Consider the following 18,463-nt stretch of genomic DNA (forward strand, 5'->3'; position numbering starts at 1 on the left):
ACCGGTCTGAGTTCTATGATCGGAAATAACGTGAGAGTTCCTACAATTTCAAAACTTAACCGCAAGATCAAGATTGTAGTAGTTCCCACATTTCAAAACTTAACCGCAAGATCAAGATTGTAGTAGTTCCCACATTTCAAAACTTAACCGCAAGATCAAGATTGTAGTAGTTCCCACATTTCAAAACTTAACCGCAAGATCAAGATTGTAGTAGTTCCCACATTTCAAAACTTAACCGCAAGATCAAGATTGTAGTAGTTCCCACATTTCAAAACTTAACCGCAAGATCAAGATTGTAGTAGTTCCCACATTTCAAAACTTAACCGCAAGATCGAGATTGCAGTAGTTCCCACATTTCAAAACTTAACCGCAAGATCAAGATTGTAGTAATTCCTACAATTTCAAAATTTAACCGCAAGATCAAGATTGTAGTAGTTCCCACAATTTCAAAACTTAACCGCAAGATCGAGATTGCAGTAGTTCCTACATTAGTTTGATATAAAAAATATTTGAATTCATTCCATTGTTTAATTGTTATTATAATAAAGTACTAATTTTAAAATTAGTTCCATTCACTTTTTAAAATCTAGGAACGATTATTTTATTTTCGTTGAAAAGTCGTCTTTTTTTATGTTCTTCACGAAACCTGACTACTAAAGATTGGAAATTTTTTACCTCCTACTGATTTCTACAAAATTGAATACTCGTAAATGCTGCGATTATGTATCGGTTAACGCGTTTTCGGTATAATCCAACGTGAAAGCGATTGAGACCTCAGCAGAACTCTTTCCTAAACTCAATGCATCGCTTCCCATCATAACCACCCCACAACGCGACCCATAGGAAAGCGTTGTGTTGAGTTTCCAACGCGATCCCTAGAGAGGCATTCGCTTTAGTTTCTCGAGTCGCGTTCTATATTATAACTTAAGGCGAAATATCGTATTACGTTTTTTTCATGCAATTGATTGACTGAAGCTGAAAGCGCGGGTCCGGCAACGACGGATTCGCCCAAACTTTTATTGCTCTGAATTCACAGGATAGATGTGTAGAGAATTGAGTGCTTTATTATATAATTCCGAATAATCTGAGTTTGATGCAAAGTCTTCGTTTTATAGAACCCGATTTTTACGCAGAAAATAAAATGTGGGAACTTAAAACAAATCTAAATTTCACAGTAAAACTTCAAAACCAAACGTTAAATTTAAAATCTAAATTCAATTCCAAAATTCAGATAGGGAATTTTATTCTTCTCAGTTCTTAAAGACTGTAAACCATTTAAATAAATATATTGAGTTTCCGGATTGGTTCCAGGCACAAAGGGAAAAATCAGAACAAAAGTATCTGCGCTTACCGCAATCCTACTTCCGGTAATGTTCACAAGTTCAAAATAAGCAGTGATCCTTCCCCAGCTAGTAGGAATAAAACGATCAAATCTTAAATCAAATTGATGATAGTGAGGAAGTCTAGCGGAACGAAGCATGTCCGAATAAACCGGTTGATAAATAGAAAAAAGGGAGGAACTGGAGCTCGAACTCGAAGAAGGAGGTGGTGGGGCGGCAGAAGGAAATAACTGAGAAGAAAGCTGTTCAGAAGTGATAGTTTTTGATCCGACCACGGGAGTATATGCATAATTTGTTAAATACGTACCCCTTAAACCGATTTGCGCCTTCTCTCCAAATTTCCAACCGATCACCATGTTAAACATATGAGTTCTATCAAAATCGTATAACTCTTCTTTAGAATTTTTGAATAAAACGTCGTAGCTGCCGTCTCTATAAAAGTTCGCATAATAATGATCCGTGTTTTCCTGATGAATCAAATCTTTTGCTGAACTTTCCGAAAGCCAGGAGGAATATTCCTGTTTAGTAAGCTCAGGCAAGTTTCGATTTCTTTTTGTAATCGATTTTGTATAAGAAATCCATCCATACAAACCAGACTCGGCAGAAGGTTCCTTTTTAATAAAAACTTCCACCCCGCGGGAATAACCAGTCATCGAATTAGAATAATTTAAATTAGAACGCCTAACTAAAGAAAGATCAGCGTTAGGATCTAAACTTTCCCGCATTAGATCCCTATTTCTTGAAAAAGGATCCATTGCATAAGGATCCGCAATGGAAAGATTAGAAAACGTATTCTGATATCCTTCTATTTTAATATTCCAAAAATTGTCTATTTTCTGATCCCATCCAATTTCAGCGTGATCGGATTCTTCCATTTTTAGATTTGGATTTCCAGTTCTGGCGGAATATCGACTCACGTCCGCGGGAGCTTGAAAGTGTTTACCATATCCCGCAAAAATTCTAGATTGTGTATAAGCAATCTCTTTACTGATCGCAACTCGAGGAGCCGTTTTCCATTCTCTCGATTTATCGTAGTATTCCCTTCTTACTCCTAGATTTAAATTGAAATCATAAAACTTAAATCTATTTTCAAAAAAAGTACCAATTTGCCTAGTTCTAACGGAATCACCTTCCAAAACAGATTTTACATCTGAAGAATTGAGTAACTGTTGATGGATAAAATTATACGTAGGATCCAGATTTATCTGAGAAACCTTCCCCTTGTAACCAGTGTCTACTTCTCTATACTGACCACCGAAAACAATCTTCCAATTTCGTTTTAATAATTCAACTTCGGAAACATTCTCTATCTGTCTTAAATCGTTAAAGTACTCGTTTTGAATCGTTTGAACCCTTTTGTATAAAGAAGGTGGATAACCTATTTTAGCGATGTCTAGAACCAACATATCCAAACCGTTTTCAGTAACTTCGTTAAAATAGTTTCTGGAAACGTTAAACGTATTTGTAATGGAACTTTTAGGTTTCCAAATATGCTGAATTCCGTCGGTTCTAAAAATACGATCCAGCCTAGCGGCATCCGCAGCAGAAGGAGGATTGGCAAACGATTGAGCGGTTTCCTTAGGATTGTATTGACTGAGTTCTTTAAACGGATAACGTTTATCCTTTGCGCCAAAAGTCTGAAACGATATGGAATGATTTTCATTAATATCCCAACCAATCCTAGCCTGATAATCGTTGTAATCCGATAAAAAGGTTTCCGTAGGAATCAAATTGGGAACCCTTCCAAAAACGATGTTTGGATAATACTTTTTACCAGATACGGAAACATTAAAGTTTTTTGTAATATTACGATATGTGTATACATCGGTTAAAAAAGCGTTCAAATGAGCGACCGATAAATTTGAATCTCTTTTTTGAAACCCTTCTATATTGATGATTCCTCCCGTAGCAAACCCATATCTAGCAGAATAAGAACCAGAATACAACTCCAAGGAACGAATGGCGTTGTTGTTAATTACAGAAGTGAGCCCGTCCGCGTGAAATGGATAACTCATAGGTAAACCGTTAAAATAAAACTGATTTGCACGGGACCCAGCTCCGCGCATTACTAAAAAACCTTTTTCGCCATTCGGTTTATCGGGTTTGTCCGGATTCGTTACTTGACTAAAAGTTTGAATTGCAGACTGAAAACTCGCACCCGTATACATCTGATACATAGGAGAAATCCCCGGCATGGATTGAACCGCCTTAAGAGCGTCTCCAAAACCTCCCGGCATTCTAACCGCATCTTCTTGACTCAGCGTATAGTTTGGAGGAGCCTCCGGTCTTTTTGCAGTTACATTGATAGAATCTGCAGAACTATTAGGATTAGAAGTGAATTCTATATTAAAATCATTTTGTGTTACATTAACCGTTCTTTTCTCGGTAAACCCGCTTTTCCAAATAAGAACGGTTTCGTAATTTCCTTGATCCGGTAACTCTATCGTAGTTTCCCGAACATCGGAAAAAGTAATATTCTTTTCAAAATTTTTTCCCCTCACTAAAAGTTGTACAGGCTGATCCGTTTTAGAATTTGCAGATATTTTTAAACGTACTGGAGTTTTAGAAAATAAGGATTGTACCCAACAAGTAGAATAGAAAAGAATAAAAATAGAAATTATAAAATTACGATTGATTAGATTCAAACTAACTCCTGTTTTGTCTTTGCCCATATACTGCAAATTTTCCTTGTACAAATTATTGTAAACATCTACGCTTTTGTTTTTTATTAGATACAGGATTTTTGACCAAAGACAGACGCGTTTCTTTTCCAAAAATTTCAAAAAAAACTGCGAAAAGAAGTGGAATTTATATATTTAGTTTAATACCACAACTTGATTTCAAAAGAAAGAATATTCATTTTTTATGATAAATCTCACTCAAAACTATAAAATAAAACACCCGGTATTTTGCAATAAAACATAACTTTATAATAAAAGTATAGAACACTCAATTTGATAAGAATCAGCAGAAATTTAAGGATTCAAAATATTCTCTAAAAATAATTTTGCAAAATCTAAAAAGAATCATCGTCCTAAAGTTTTTTGAACAAGATCTGCTTTGTAAAACCGTCACAAAATTAAAAATCCATTTTATAGAAATTTCTAATGAAGCAACTATTTTGTTTTTATAAAAAATCGAATTTATAAATCATTTTTAAAATTATCCCAATGACTATAATAACTCGAATATAAATAAAATAGCCATTTTATAATCTAAGGTATGTTTCGCTCATCTTTTTAACGAGCATAAAATCTTTATAGTCTAAATCGATTATAAAGTTCAGATTTCGACTTTTTTTTCAGAAAAATAAATTATGACCGAACTCACGTTAAATTAAACATAAGAAATTTTTCTCATAATTCTTTTGTATATAATCATCAATGATAAAAAACATCTTCGGAATTCCGGGAAAACAGATCAAAGTCCAACTGATGACTCCGCTTAAGCTTGTATTCATGTCGAAATCCATTCGACAATTAAAGATACTTGCAGAAATTTCTATAAAATGAATTTTTAATCTGATAACTTACGCAAAGTATAATTTTTATGGAGACTCCAGAAGTAACTCAACTGTAACATAAAACCAATCGATTTTGTACCAATCCTCGCGTTCACTGTGCAAAGTGTCTTCAGTACCCATACTAACCGTATAATACGATTCCGAATCATTTTTATAATGAAGATTTTTATAATGCCCGTAACGTTCTCCTTTCTGATTCGGGACACTTTCCCAGATACAGCAAACGAATTTAAGAGGTTGCATTCCAAACATATTGATTAAATATTTTTCCACTTCGGAGGCGTATTTTCCTTTTACACGATACGCAGCTTGGAGCGTCGGAATTTGAGCATTCTGAGTTTTTTTGCATTGGATAAACTCCAGATACTTTGGCTTTTTATTATGTAGTTTTAAAAAATCGCCGCAAGGAGGATGTGCAACGATCTCTGCACTCACCAATATCGCAGAAAATAGAACGAGCAAAAACACTATGGGTTGTTTTCTTTGAATCTTTAAACTTATCGTCATAAACGATGAACTCCTATTATTATAACCATATAATAAAGTACTTATCATTTTGTATAGAACCAGCGTTTTGTGATAAAATTAACGGTAATCAATTTTTTAGAGATCAGTATTATTTTCAGATCTTGTCCCAAAACCTGAAAATGTGGGAACTTCCACATTTTTAAACAAACTGTAAAACTCGAACTTCTTCCGCGCCGTTATCGTTATGATAAAATCGGAAAAACTTTTGTAATGTAACGTCCTAAAACCTAACCATTTGAAACGTGGGAACTCCTGCAAATTGCCATCTAGGATAAAATCTCAATTACGTAGTAAAAAAACAAAGTAGAACAAAAAATCGATATAGTTATTTTATAATGTTAAAATTCCGTAATTTAGAAAATCATCAAACGGAAACTCGTAAGTCCTATCCCTTTCAAAATTCAATACAACCGCGAGCAATTCGAGGTCAAGTTATTGGCATTAGAGAAATATAATATTTTATAGAAAAAACCGGGGAGGGACGCGGCCATTAAATTTTTTACGGAAACGTTCTATGATGTTTCGTAAATATAAAAAAAATCCATACCCCATTTCGAAGCGGCATGGATTTTTTAACTTAAAAATTAAACTTACTTCTTTAACTCAGGAGCAAGCTCCGCCAACGGAACCTTATCCTTTGGAAGAGATGCATAATCCTCAAATTCGTATCCATTAGGATAGTGTTCATGATCATCCGGACTGTAAAAGTGAACATAGTCCTTACGATAACCCCAAGTAAAAACAGACTTTTCTGGGTCCTGTCCTACTACTAAACAACGAGGATTCATCCATCCTTCTACTTTTTCAGTTTTTACGCGTACAAAAGGTTTTGGGTTTGCTTCGTGATTTCTATAATCATAAACCCTTACAATTGAACCTGGAGTTACCCTTTCTTTTACTACAGAAGTAGAATCAGCATCCGCAAAAATGGGAACCGTCGGCTCCAGAGATGCATTGAGTAAGGAAGGATCACAATTTTTATGATTGGTTACCTGGGCTAATTTAGAACACGCTCCCAAAAGAAGAGCGGCCCCAACTGACAGAACGATGAGTGTAATATTTCTTTTCATTCTTCTTCCTCTTATTGGTGATGGTGCAAAGCCTGATCTAACCTAGGATCTCCGACAGGAATCAAAGGAGCGGATTCATATCTTTTTAAAACCACGAACCCGAACAATCCGATAAATCCAATTACGGTACCAAAGGTCAAAACCAATCCGGAAAGATGAAAATTTTCAAAGTTTGCCGGAAATACCAACCAATAAATTTCAATCACCTGAGTAAACACGATCCAAAGTGCAATTTTTACGAGAACGTTTATATCTCTCTTATTGGGTCGATTGAGAAGTAATAAAAACGGAAATACAAATTTAATAAACGGAAGAGAATAAGAAATCACTTCCCAACCACCAGTTAATCTTTGTTCGTAAAAGAAAGTTTCTTCCGGAATGTTCGCATACCAGATCAACATAAACTGGGAGAACCCAACATAAGCCCAGAAGGTACAAAACCCCAACATAAACTTTCCTATATCGTGGATATGGTTTTCATTTACCAGATTTCCAAGATAACCTTTCTTTTTTAGAAAGTAGATCATGATTACAAGAGTAGAAAGCCCGGTCTGATACGCTCCTGCAAAACAATACACTCCGAACATTGTAGAAAACCAGTGAGGAGTCAAAGACATGATCAAATCAAAAGAAGCGAGTGAAAAAGAAAGCGCGAAGAATACAATAAATCCTCCCGCCAAACGAGCGTTAAACTGTGTATGCGAAACGTCCTTGTCCCCGTCCTGTTTTGTGGAACGTTTGTAAAAGAACCAACCAAACGTGGACCAAGCCGCTCCGAAAAGAATCATTCTAGCCACAAAAAACGGAATATTCAAAAGAGGTTTTTTATGCTGAAGTAAATGATCATGTGCAACTACTTCTGAATGACTCCATTCGTAAAGATCATGAATTCCAACAACAGTGATCAATAACAACACCCCGACCACCGGCAAAAACAATCCGTATCCTTCTGCGATTCTACGAACTGTAACGGCCCAATGTGCTCCAGTGATATGACTGACCGCGGTAAAAAAAACTCCCGCAAGCGAAATTCCAGTGATAAAGAAAGTTCCGATTAAAAATGCAGACCAAGCCGGATTGGAATGCCCACCTTCATGTCTAGGCGGTGTGTGGGACAAGGTAAAATACCCAATGAGTAAACTCAAAACTCCGATCCCGATCATCCCAAAAAGGGCACTTCGAGTTTTAGAGTCGAGTTTGAAGTTAATCAGATTTTGTTCGATTTTGACTTCCATGATTCTTAATTCCTAACCACGTCTTTTTTAGTTCTATTTTCGTATTCTTGGAGTTTTCTCACGTAGAGAACGATCTTCCAACGGTCTTCGGGAGAAACCTGAGAAGCGTAACTTTTCATTCTTCCCCATCCGGCTGTAACTACGTGATAAATTTGTCCGTCGGAATATCCTTGGATTTTAGGAGAAATCACGGCAGGAACCGGAAATCCGATTCTTGGAGCCGGACCTACGATGGTTCCGTTCCCCGCTCCTCTCACACCGTGGCAAGGAGAACAATACGTCTGATATTTTGCCTCTCCTCTTTGAAGGTTTGCTAAATCGTCTTTAAAAGGATTTCCAAGTCCTTTATTAGGTAATTGTGATACATCCAATCCTAAATATTCGTACGGATAATATCCTACCGGCACCGCTCCTTTTGGAGGGATTCTAGAAGCTGCCCCGTCGTGTGCGATCGGATCGGCTTCCTGCGCTTCTCTTGCAGGAGAATCAGCCATGTCGGGAAAATATTCCAGAGGAGGAGTTTTGGACTCGCAATTCCAAAAAAGAACAGCGGCCAAAAGGAAAATTAGAGATTTGTAATATTTCATTCTTGTCCCTGCTCCTATTTTACAACCTCGACGTATTTTGCGCCGAGTCCCTTGATAAAATTCAACACTTCATCTTCTTTGTATCCTTTGGATGAAGAAGGAATCCAAAGTGCAAATTTATCCGTGGTTATATCCGGATGTAAAACTTTACGGTTCAATTTTGGTAATCTAGCCAGGAAGAACATGGCGACGGCAGTCCCTACACCTGCCATAAATACAGTGAATTCAAACGTAATAGGAATATATGCAAACCACGCGTTCAGATTCTTTCCGGAAATGTTCAAAGACCAATCAAACTTATGAGTCAGATACTGCATTGAAAATCCTACAGTACACCCAAAAAGTCCCATAAAAAAAGTTACCCAAGGAAGTCCGGAACGTGGAAGCCCCATCGCGTCATCTAATCCGTGAACCGGATACGGAGTAAAACAATCAAAGTCAGTATAATTTTTCTCTTTTGTTTTAGCCGCAGCCGAAATGATTTCCGCTGGAGTATCAAAAAGTCCGAATACTCCAGAACTTGTCTCTTCGAACTTATGAAATTGTTCTTTATGTGGTTTATACATCAGTGGTGTCCTCCGTCTTTGTGAGGCATTACGGTTTTAATTTCCGCTACCGCGATAACAGGCATGATTCTACAGAACAGAAGGAACAACGTGAAGAAGATTCCGAACGTTCCGATGAGCATCATAAAGTCGTAAACGGTTGGGATATACATATCCCAGCTGGAAGGAAGGAAGTCCGCGTGGGTAGTCATCACGATCACGTATCTTTCAAACCACATACCTATGTTTACAATGATAGAAATGATAAACATAACCGGAATGTTGGTTCTGAGTTTTTTCCACCAAAATACCTGTGGAGAAAACACGTTACAACTGAACATGATAAAGTAAGCCCAACCATAAGGACCGAAGGCTCTGTTTACAAAAGTAAAACCTTCGTATTCGTTTCCGGAATACCAGGCCATAAAAAACTCTGTGGAATAGGCAAGACCTACGATCAAACCGGTTACCATAATCACCTTGTTCATATTTTCCAAGTGTTTCATGGTAATATAATCTTTAAGATTGAAAACTTCTCTCGCAATCACCATCAAAGTGACCACCATCGCAAACCCGGAAAAAATCGCCCCTGCTACGAAGTATGGCGGGAAGATCGTTGTATGCCATCCAGGAAGTATGGAAACCGCAAAGTCAAAGGATACGATCGTATGCACAGAAAGCACAAGTGGTGTGGAAAGTGCTGCCAATATCATTGCCACCGTTTCCAAATGAGACCAAGCCTTATTGGAACCGACCCATCCAAGTGCGAGTATGTCGTAAAGTTTACGTTTGAATTCTCCTTTAGAACGATCTCTTACCGCTGCAATATCCGGAATCAAACCGATATACCAGAAAACGAGAGAAATGGTTAAGTAAGTAGAAACCGCAAAAGTATCCCAAATCAGAGGAGAACGAAAGTTCACCCAAAGTGGTCCTCTTTCGTTCGGATAAGGGAATAACCAATAACCTACCCAAGGTCTTCCGATATGGATGATCAGGTTGGAGGCTGCGGTTAACACCGCAAAGATGGTCATCGCTTCTGCAGCACGGTTGATTCCAGTTCTCCATTCTTGACGAAACAAATATAGAACGGCAGAAATCAGAGTTCCTGCGTGACCGATACCGATCCAGAAGACGAAGTTTACAATAAAAAATCCCCAGGCCACCGGATTGTTGATCCCTAGGATATATAGACCTTCCCAAGTTAAGTATCCTATGATACCTAAGTCTACTACTGTTATAGTAAGAACTAAAAGAAAAGCCTTCCACCAGAGAGAGGTAGGAAACGCTTCTACGGGTCTTAGGATATCCTCGGTAACGTCCCGAACCGATTTACCACCGGTTACGAGAGGCTGGATATCCAGGGCTTCTTTGACTGCGTTGGACATTGACATAGCTTTTTACGTTACTCCATTAAATTGAGTTTCTAACCCGGGTCAGGTAAGCAACCTGAGGTCCGACGTTCAGATATTCGAGTACTCGAAACGATCTAGGATCCGAAGAAAGTTTAGAAACTTCCGCGTCTTTATCGTTCGTATTTCCGAAGCTGATTGCATCCGCTGCACAACTTTGTTGACACGCGGTTTTAACCTCTCCGTCTTTTAGGACACGACCTTCGTTTTTCGCAGCGATTTTAGCCGCAGCGATTCTATGAGAACAGAAATTACATTTTTCCATTACTCCACGACCACGAACCGCAACTTCCGGATTGAGTCCCAAGTAACGAGGTGCTTTTGACTCTTTCGCTTGGTTGTTCTTCCAACCAAAATCGTTGTACCAGTGTTGCATCCAGTTAAAACGTCTGACCTTGTAAGGACAGTTGTTTGAACAATAACGAGTTCCTACACAACGGTTATAAACCATGTCGTTGATTCCTTCGGAACTATGAACGGTAGCAAGAACCGGACAAACGGTTTCACAAGGAGCATTGTCGCACTGTTGGCAAAGCATAGGTTGATGAGCCACTTGTAAAGTTTCTGGCTGATCCGGATCTCCTATGTAATAACGATCGATCCGCAGCCAGTGCATTTCACGTCCTACTCGGACTTCGTCTCTTCCAACCACAGGAACGTTATTCTCCACTTGGCAAGCGATCACACAAGAACCGCAACCAGTACAGGAAGTAAGGTCAATACTCATTCCCCATTTGTAACCTGGGTAAGGATAAGTAGGATTGGCACCGACCGCATTTACAAGTTTACCATCTTTTAAAATTTTAGGAATTTCAGATGGAGCCTTACCGGAAGCAGGATCTTTACGATATTCTTCGATGGTAGTAGATTGAACGATTGGACGATCCGGATAACTAAAACCAGGAGACAACATATGATGGTGTTGTGTAGTAGCCAGTTTATATTTTTTACCCGTTTTTTCGAGAGAAGTTACAGAAATTCCGGAATAAACTCCATTTTCGGAAAGTACGTATGCGTTCTTACCAACTCCGGTTCCTACAGTACCCGCTGCAGTCCTACCATAACCTACCGCAATCGCGATCGCATCCTTGTGCATTCCAGGTTGAATCTGCGCCGGAAGTTCAATCGTCTGTTTTGCGGTTTTTAGAACCAAAACATCGTTAGACGAAATCCCTTTCTCTTTTGCCAAAGCAGGCGAAAGTAGAATACAATTATCCCATGTCAGTTTGGTAACAGGATCTGGAAGTTCTTGTAGGTGCGCATTATTCGCAGCTTTTCCGTCTCCGATTGCAATGGTTTCGAACAAAGAAAGTTTTAAACCCGCAGAAGAAGATTCAATTTTCTTAATAGAAGAACGATTGAAGTTTCTAGAAGGACCAGCGACTTTTTTACGCTCAGAAGCAGTTACGGTTGTACCTGTTCTTAACAGATCTTCCCAATTTCTTTTAGAACCTAATTTTTTAATCCAGGAATTTTTTACGTATTCGTAGAAACTGGCTTCTCCTCCGAGAGAACCTCCCGCAAACGCAATCAAACTATCCTCGAAAGATCTAGAATTAAAAAGCGGACGAATTGCAGGCTGTTGGATCGAGAAAATTCCCTTTGTAACTTCGGCATCTCCCCAGGATTCTAAGAAATGTGTAGTAGTAGCAAGAACGTTAGACGAAAGAGCGGTCTCGTCGGCACGATCGTTTAATGCAACTACCAAAGCCGCTTGATGAAGTAGATTTTTCCATTCTTCTCCCGCTTGATAAACTAGGTTTACGTCGTTTATAAATAAAACTCCTACCTTACCCTGTTTTAATTCCGCCGCGAGAGACTTTAGGTTTCCGGAAGAATCCGCTAGACCTTCTTTCTTTGGATTAGAATGATCTACGGTTTTACCGTCGTTTTCTAATACGCTATTGAGTAGATTTACGAGAACTTGAAGATCCACCGCATCCTTCGTAGTGGCGGCAAGACTTCCGGCAACCACGAGGGACTTTCCTTTGTTGGACCAAAGAGCCTTTGCGGTTTTACGGATGTTCTCTTCGCTGACACCTAACTCGGAAACAAGACCGGAAAGGGTAGCTCCGTTTAACAGATCTTTTGTGTTCGCCCCTAATTCACCGAGAGCCGCCGCAACCGCAAGTGCAAGTTTGGTTTGATCTCCTGGACGAATTGCAAGACGAAGATCCGCGTTGGAACCAGTCATCGTAGGAACAGATTCGGCTGCTACAAAAAGATTTACGTCCGCAGAACTACTTTGATGGATAGAACCGTTCGGGCGTAGATTTCTACGTTTTGAAAAATCTTTTTGATGCTCTTCTCCCGACAACCAATTGCCCATAAAATCGCAATCAATAGAGAGAATTACGTTCGCCAAATCGAAGTGATAATTGGGAACGATTGCCTTTCCATAAGAAGCGGCTTGTCCCTTAGAAACCACTTCTTCCGCAGAAGTAAGAGAAATTTCGTAGTGTTTTCCTCCACCTACGGTTCTAAGAAAGTCACCGATGATGGACTGAGTAGAAGGAGAATCGAGAGGTTTTGTTACTACAACCGTCTTGCCCTTGTTAGCCGCTAATGCAGATTTTACTTTAGCGTCAATCGTAGCCCAATCGGATTTAACTTCGATTCCACCTTCAATGGTCGCAGGATTTTGAGCTCTATCTGGATCATAAAGATCAAAGATAGAAGCTTGTCCGGCAGCGCTTAGTGCACCTTGAGAAACCGGGTGATCCGGATTTCCTTCCAACTTGAGAGGTCTACCGTCTCTTGCTTTTATAAGAACCCCAGTTCCGGCGACAACGGATGCGTAATAATAAGAATGTCCGTGTTTTACAAAGTCGTATTGAGAATTTTCATCCGTCTTGTTAAGATCCACATAGGGAACAATTTTCTCAACCGGCTTACGGATACAATTTAAGGAAGTCATAGCGACTCCCGCGCCCATCAGCTTGAGAAAAGATTTACGATCGAATTCTCCGGATTTAATTCTCTCGATCAAGGGATCGGGAGAAGTAAAGAATTCGGATTTTTGCATCTCTTTGACTTCTTCGTCTTTGTCTTTCAGATCGTAAGACAGCCAGTGAGCCTTTTTTTCTTTTTGGAAATTTTTTTGATCCATATTTTAGTATTACTCCCGGTTATCTGTGACAGGTAGAACAATCTGTAGGTGCGTTGTTCTCTCTATGACAATCCACGCAGTATCCCATATTGAGGGACGCCACTTGTTTTACTTTCACCATCTCCGCTACGTTTCCGTGACACTGAGAACAATCCACTCCTCTCGATATATGTCGAGAATGATTAAACTGAACGTGGTCAGGCATATCGTGAACCTTAATCCATTCGATCGGCTTATTATCGTTATACGATTGAGTGAGTTTTTTGATCAATGGTTTAGAGGTTGCTACGAGAGAATGGCAGTTCATGCAAGTGGAAGTGGACGGGACTGTGGCGTGTGCCGAGGTTTCTACTCCGGTATGACAGTATTTACAATCTATCTTATTATCTCCGGCATGTATCTTGTGATTAAAGGGTATAGGCTGATCGGGCGCATACCCAACATACTTGGAGGGAGAGAAAATCAGATACGCAACGGCCGCGACTGTGATGAGCGTTACCGAAAGTTTCAGTGCTCTGTTATTCATTCGTATGAAGTCCCTACAATTTGGTATTGGAAACAGGATTTTTGGTTATGTGAAAAATTGCAAGTAAACGAAAAAGAAAGGCTTTTTCTGTTCCATTTATTTTTTGAAACCTATTTGAGAATTAATATCAATTAGAAAAGTTTCATAAACAGCAAATTAATTTTTAAAATTTTGAAAAAAATTTCAGACCTAGAAGTTTAAAAACACTTTCAAGTCTGCAATTTTTTTAGAAATTGAATTTTAATAAAGTAAGTATCGATGTAAAGACGATTGGATCTGCCGTATTCAAGTGTGGGAACTACCACAAAACTTAGGTTTGTCCATCAAATGATGTGAGAGCTACTGCAAATCACGATTTTACGAGCAAATTCTTAAATTGTAAGAACTCATACTTTTAGAAAATTGTTTCAACCACCGAATTCAAATCATTTAAAACTCAGTAAAAGCGCACTTCGGCTTTCCCCAATTTTTTATAGCGTGTACCAACACTTACTCTACTTTATCAGAAGATTAAGCTGCGGCAACTAAAGAGTCTCACTTCTATTGGCGTTCTGTTCCTAACTCTACGCCCGTGTGGAAGTAGCGTTATTGAGTTTCTTTTGTAATCCATAGTGAGCAGTGCTATTGAAATTGCCTTTGGAACAGATCCTTATATAGAAGTTAAAAAATTATAGTATTTTTTCCAACTATAAATCACTAAATGACTTCTGAATATAGAAACTAGAAATACATTTCTTCTTTAAAAGATTCATTTATCTTCTTTTGCTTTTTATAATCTCTACTTTGAATGCGGAAAATTTCAAACTGAAGACCGCAAGTTATGACACACTAACACTTTATCTTACGAAAATAGAAGAAATCAAAGACGAAAACGGAGTTTCAAGTAGAAAGATCCAAGATCCGATTTAGACTTTCAAAAAATCCGAGAACATCTTACTTCAGATCGATGCAGATATTTTAGCGATCCAGAATTTAAAAAACGAAGCCGAGGCTTTGAATATTCTTTCGGAAGACTATTCCTGTTTTGTAAACAAACGTCTTTTCGTAAGCATCGAGGAATCGGAATCTGTTGGAAGAAAAATAAATTCCCAATCAGTAATATTCAAATTCATAAAGCAGATGTCCCCCTTTTTTTTGATAAAGGTCAATATAATCAAGAGAGATTCGTGGAACTACAAATTCCAATTGGACAAACTTATTACTCTTTTTGGAGTGTCTATCTGTACGAAGATAAGGAAAGGCGAACCCCACTTTTCAACGCAGACTCCATGATATTACTTAAAAAAATAATTAGAATATTTATTAACGATTCAACTGGCTCGCATTAAACAATGTTACATAAATGTGAATACAATATATGCTATAAAAAAAGAACTATACAATTATAAAACGATGGCTCCTATATCATCTCCGAAAACCCGAATCAAAGATATTTGTTTGAACCTACACATACCGATGCGATTAAGATCGAAAGTGCCTATCACATATCCAGATATAAACGTCCGCCGAAGAAAACTCTATAGCAATATTTCATTGTATAATCTTCTAACATCACTCATAAACAAAGAAAATGATACTCCCATCCTAAGAGAATCCTTGATTAGTACATAAGATTATTAAACTATTCCAATAGAGTTAGCTTCAGGAATTTGATCTTACAATTAATATCGACAAGAACCAAAGAATAAATCCTACAATCACAAAAAATCAACTAGATACAATTTCACATATATGATTATAAATCTGTTCCAAAACCAAAAAATGTGGTAACTTATAGAGAAATTACAATAGAGTTGTTGAAAAATTCCATAGTGAAGATTCGTAAAATTGCTTCAATTGTCCATTCAATCCAATACAAACAGATCAAGAATTAATTTTTCAACAACTCTAATAACAAAAGAATGTTAAAAAATCATAAATCATTCAATACGACAGTTTTTGCGGAAACTACCACATTTTATCGGGGATTAAAAGGAGATCGATTTTAGGTTTCTTTTTATACACTGTGCCAAAATCAAAACAAATCTATCTTCAAAACTTAAAAAATAAGGATTAGAATTCAGCTATAATTCAAATTTAAGTCTAAAATAAACAAATTATCATTTTAATTTATTAGAATGTCTGATCAAAGACATACACTGAGTTTACTACTCAGAACCATTATTACTCATAACTATATAATAAAGTACCTAATATCTTACATAGAATCAGCGTTTTGTTATAGAATTAACGGCACTCAATTTTATAGAGATCAGTAGAACGCTAAAATTCTGTTTTTAAATACGGATTTATCTAAAAATTCATGATACTTTTATATAAGATCAACAATAACTTAACCTCGGAGAAACAATAGAAGAATATATATAATAAAATTACAGAATAGAGTTGTTGAAAAATTCCACAGTAGAAATTTGCAAAACTGCTTCAATTGTCCATTTCAATCCAAAAAAAAAAAAAAAAAAAAAACAGATGGAGAATTAATTTTTCAACAAATCTAATATTAATTTATTAGAAATCAATATGTCTTCTGAAAATAATTTAAAGTATTACGATATAATTGATTACTATTTTAGAAAATATAGTTCTACAATTCAATCTTATGAAAAAGAAGGTAAATTGAAAATGTACAATTGGAAGAAAATTTTTATAGTGGTTCTGTTAATCTCTATCATGATTTACTTGGAGTATGAAATGGATCATACATTTGTACACGCGTCTTCTTCCTCAAAGACCGTTGACTCGATCATTCAAAAACCTACCGATCCACCAAAAGATAAACCAATCAAAGTCAATGTAAGTGGCGGAGGAACATTTTGTTATGGTCCTACTTTTAGCGGCGGTGAAAGTTACATCGTAATTGAACAGTGTTGGCAAATGCACGTTATGAATGCAAGATATGACGTGTTCCAAAGAATTTCGTATAACGTCAATAATACGTGGTTATGTATCACTGCACCGGAGACAGTCATTAGAGGGGAAAAAAACTGGGACTATGTACATCTCAGACCTTGTACAACCAACGATCCTCTGCAAAGATGGATCGTAAAAGACAACTCGTTTTGGACTGCAGATGAGCGTTATCGATTGAAGGATACAAATTGGTATGCCTATATATCAAGAAATTCTAAAGATACATACAACCATACATTAGATCCTTCCATGAAAGATTGGATTCAAACAATAGCCACTCCTGGAAACATCAGCGTTCAAACTTCTATCGCTTGGGATTTGCAAACTACCGAGGGAAATGAACGTTATTTTATTCGCCGAGGAGGTTCGGATAAGAATACAACTCCTCTCTACTACAATCCAGAAAGTGGACATATTGCTCAGTATGACCCGGTGAGTAGTTCTCTCTATTGTATGTATTCTAACGTGGGTAAATCGAATTGGGATTGGGTGACTTGGGCATCGTGTAGTGACGCAGCGATCAGTAAAGAGAATCCAACTTTTTGGAACGTCTCTTTTCAAACCGAAGAAGGAGGAATCATCACAGATTATAAAGGCAATTTACTCAGAGTAACCAGATATGGAAGCAATTGGGGAGTTGCCTATGCAGCTAAACCTGATTTTGTCAAAAAGGATACTAAGAATAGCCCCACTTCTTTGTTTGTAGTCGATAAAAGTTTACTGGATTGGACACGTTATACGTCATCTAATCTTGGAAAGACAGATCAGTATTGTCCAGCTGGTAATCACGAAAGTATTCTACATAAAAGAGTCAAAAGAACCTTACCACCCGATTTTCAATTAACTGAGGCTTGGATTCAAAGACTTCACGATATAGCGAGATCAACTATACCTGAAACTCAATATAGTGGAATATGTGGAGTTTGTTTGCTTCATGCTTTCCAGATGATGGCAGAACTACAGGAGTATCATTCTCAAGGACCTCTTTCCGCAGGAGGTTATTTTTTCGATACGGCTCCTAATACCGATCCATTTATATCATTTAGACAACGTTATCCGCTTTTAGATAGTACGTTAGTAAATGCAATTGACATTTTCGGTCCTTCTTATAACACAGCCCGGCTTTTGGTATTAACACATGCTATTACTATGTTACCTCAATTCGAATGGACTCCGTCAAATACATTCAATACCCGATCTGAGATCTTATCTCATATTAGTTCACTTATCAATTTTCCTCCCGGAAGCATATGGTTGGGACTACTGCGATGGCGACTCCCAGATTGGACCTTTGTAAGACATGCAGTTCCAATTCTTAGAACCTCTCAGGGGTTAGTAGTAATTCCAACAAATAGTCCACGCGCACTTGAAAACTTCAGACAATTCTTAATACCTAGCACAGATCCCAATCACGTAATTACTACTTACTTGGAAAGACCAAATAGAACTCTGACGAGATTTACAACGATACAGTTAGGGGAACTTTATCAGAATACTTTTGACTTCTTAATTTCTAACAATAACTGTACTGGAGAAAGTGAAGACAGAAGGGGCACAGGGGATTATCCATCCAGTAGTTCTGTGAATCAGTGTATAAGCGATAGTAGATGCGCTCTGCCACTTTGGTAGGTGTGCACTGCTTTAAAGTCGATGGTTGAGAGTAAACAGCAAGTAGTTT

At 37.7% G+C, this 18,463-nt stretch carries 11 protein-coding genes and 1 pseudogene; 3 read left to right on the forward strand and 9 right to left on the reverse strand.

The genetic code is table 11. From position 1 onward, the window contains the following. Positions 1–1,201 precede the first annotated feature (1,201 nt). The 9 genes from LEP1GSC049_RS224240 to LEP1GSC049_RS2000000225240 all read right to left on the reverse strand — a co-directional run bounded on the left by LEP1GSC049_RS224240 (position 1,202) and on the right by LEP1GSC049_RS2000000225240 (position 13,875). The gene (locus LEP1GSC049_RS224240) at positions 1,202–4,012 is read right to left on the reverse strand and encodes a TonB-dependent receptor plug domain-containing protein (RefSeq protein WP_016560321.1); all 2,811 of its coding nucleotides are present in this window, start codon (positions 4,010–4,012) and stop codon (positions 1,202–1,204) included. Between the two features lie 875 nt (positions 4,013–4,887). Then, positions 4,888–5,370 (reverse strand): DUF4952 domain-containing protein, encoded by a 483-nt coding sequence (locus tag LEP1GSC049_RS224235; protein ID WP_004758169.1) that lies wholly within the window; start codon positions 5,368–5,370, stop codon positions 4,888–4,890. A 611-nt stretch (positions 5,371–5,981) separates the two neighbouring features. Further along, positions 5,982–6,461 (reverse strand): E-cadherin-binding lipoprotein adhesin Lsa16, encoded by a 480-nt coding sequence (lsa16, locus tag LEP1GSC049_RS224230; RefSeq protein WP_004756147.1) that lies wholly within the window; start codon positions 6,459–6,461, stop codon positions 5,982–5,984. A gap of 11 nt (positions 6,462–6,472) precedes the next feature. Next, positions 6,473–7,696 carry a hypothetical protein gene (locus tag LEP1GSC049_RS224225; RefSeq protein ID WP_004756124.1) on the reverse strand — a complete coding sequence of 408 codons (1,224 nt, stop codon included), beginning with the start codon at positions 7,694–7,696 and terminating at the stop codon, positions 6,473–6,475. A 5-nt stretch (positions 7,697–7,701) separates the two neighbouring features. Beyond that, positions 7,702–8,283, reverse strand: coding sequence for a c-type cytochrome (locus LEP1GSC049_RS224220; protein ID WP_000878639.1), 582 nt, complete (start codon positions 8,281–8,283; stop codon positions 7,702–7,704). 14 nt (positions 8,284–8,297) lie between these two features. After that, a complete protein-coding gene (locus LEP1GSC049_RS224215; protein ID WP_000277764.1) occupies positions 8,298–8,849 on the reverse strand; it encodes a DUF3341 domain-containing protein in 552 nt (183 codons plus the stop codon). After that, entirely contained in the window at positions 8,849–10,216 is a 1,368-nt protein-coding gene (nrfD, locus tag LEP1GSC049_RS224210) for an NrfD/PsrC family molybdoenzyme membrane anchor subunit (protein ID WP_000063677.1), read from the reverse strand. The genes LEP1GSC049_RS224215 and nrfD overlap by 1 nt, the downstream gene beginning before the upstream one ends. 25 nt (positions 10,217–10,241) lie before the next feature. Next, positions 10,242–13,349 (reverse strand): TAT-variant-translocated molybdopterin oxidoreductase, encoded by a 3,108-nt coding sequence (locus LEP1GSC049_RS224205; RefSeq protein WP_004776710.1) that lies wholly within the window; start codon positions 13,347–13,349, stop codon positions 10,242–10,244. Between the two features lie 19 nt (positions 13,350–13,368). After that, positions 13,369–13,875 (reverse strand): cytochrome c3 family protein, encoded by a 507-nt coding sequence (locus tag LEP1GSC049_RS2000000225240; protein ID WP_001064927.1) that lies wholly within the window; start codon positions 13,873–13,875, stop codon positions 13,369–13,371. 762 nt (positions 13,876–14,637) lie between these two features. Here LEP1GSC049_RS2000000225240 and LEP1GSC049_RS2000000228130 point away from each other — a divergent pair. The 3 genes and pseudogenes from LEP1GSC049_RS2000000228130 to LEP1GSC049_RS224200 all read left to right on the forward strand — a co-directional run bounded on the left by LEP1GSC049_RS2000000228130 (position 14,638) and on the right by LEP1GSC049_RS224200 (position 18,414). Then, positions 14,638–14,784, forward strand: coding sequence for a hypothetical protein (locus tag LEP1GSC049_RS2000000228130; protein WP_004762478.1), 147 nt, complete (start codon positions 14,638–14,640; stop codon positions 14,782–14,784). 381 nt (positions 14,785–15,165) lie between these two features. Beyond that, a pseudogene (locus LEP1GSC049_RS2000000225245) lies at positions 15,166–15,563 on the forward strand (hypothetical protein); the annotation flags it as partial. 934 nt (positions 15,564–16,497) lie between these two features. Further along, a complete protein-coding gene (locus LEP1GSC049_RS224200) occupies positions 16,498–18,414 on the forward strand; it encodes a DUF1561 domain-containing protein (RefSeq protein WP_025186016.1) in 1,917 nt (638 codons plus the stop codon). The last annotated feature ends 49 nt before the right edge of the window (positions 18,415–18,463 follow it).

This window comes from Leptospira kirschneri serovar Cynopteri str. 3522 CT (assembly GCF_000243695.2).
GTDB lineage: Bacteria > Spirochaetota > Leptospiria > Leptospirales > Leptospiraceae > Leptospira > Leptospira kirschneri.

Bases quoted from the DNA above. Each gene is read 5' to 3' on its own strand.
- LEP1GSC049_RS224240 (WP_016560321.1), bottom strand. From the start codon at position 4,012: ATGGGCAAAGACAAAACAGGAGTTAGTTTGAATCTAATCAATCGTAAT.
- LEP1GSC049_RS224235 (WP_004758169.1), bottom strand. From the start codon at position 5,370: ATGACGATAAGTTTAAAGATTCAAAGAAAACAACCCATAGTGTTTTTG.
- lsa16 (WP_004756147.1), bottom strand. From the start codon at position 6,461: ATGAAAAGAAATATTACACTCATCGTTCTGTCAGTTGGGGCCGCTCTT.
- LEP1GSC049_RS224225 (WP_004756124.1), bottom strand. From the start codon at position 7,696: ATGGAAGTCAAAATCGAACAAAATCTGATTAACTTCAAACTCGACTCT.
- LEP1GSC049_RS224220 (WP_000878639.1), bottom strand. From the start codon at position 8,283: ATGAAATATTACAAATCTCTAATTTTCCTTTTGGCCGCTGTTCTTTTT.
- LEP1GSC049_RS224215 (WP_000277764.1), bottom strand. From the start codon at position 8,849: ATGTATAAACCACATAAAGAACAATTTCATAAGTTCGAAGAGACAAGT.
- nrfD (WP_000063677.1), bottom strand. From the start codon at position 10,216: ATGTCCAACGCAGTCAAAGAAGCCCTGGATATCCAGCCTCTCGTAACC.
- LEP1GSC049_RS224205 (WP_004776710.1), bottom strand. From the start codon at position 13,349: ATGGATCAAAAAAATTTCCAAAAAGAAAAAAAGGCTCACTGGCTGTCT.
- LEP1GSC049_RS2000000225240 (WP_001064927.1), bottom strand. From the start codon at position 13,875: ATGAATAACAGAGCACTGAAACTTTCGGTAACGCTCATCACAGTCGCG.
- LEP1GSC049_RS224200 (WP_025186016.1), top strand. From the start codon at position 16,498: ATGTACAATTGGAAGAAAATTTTTATAGTGGTTCTGTTAATCTCTATC.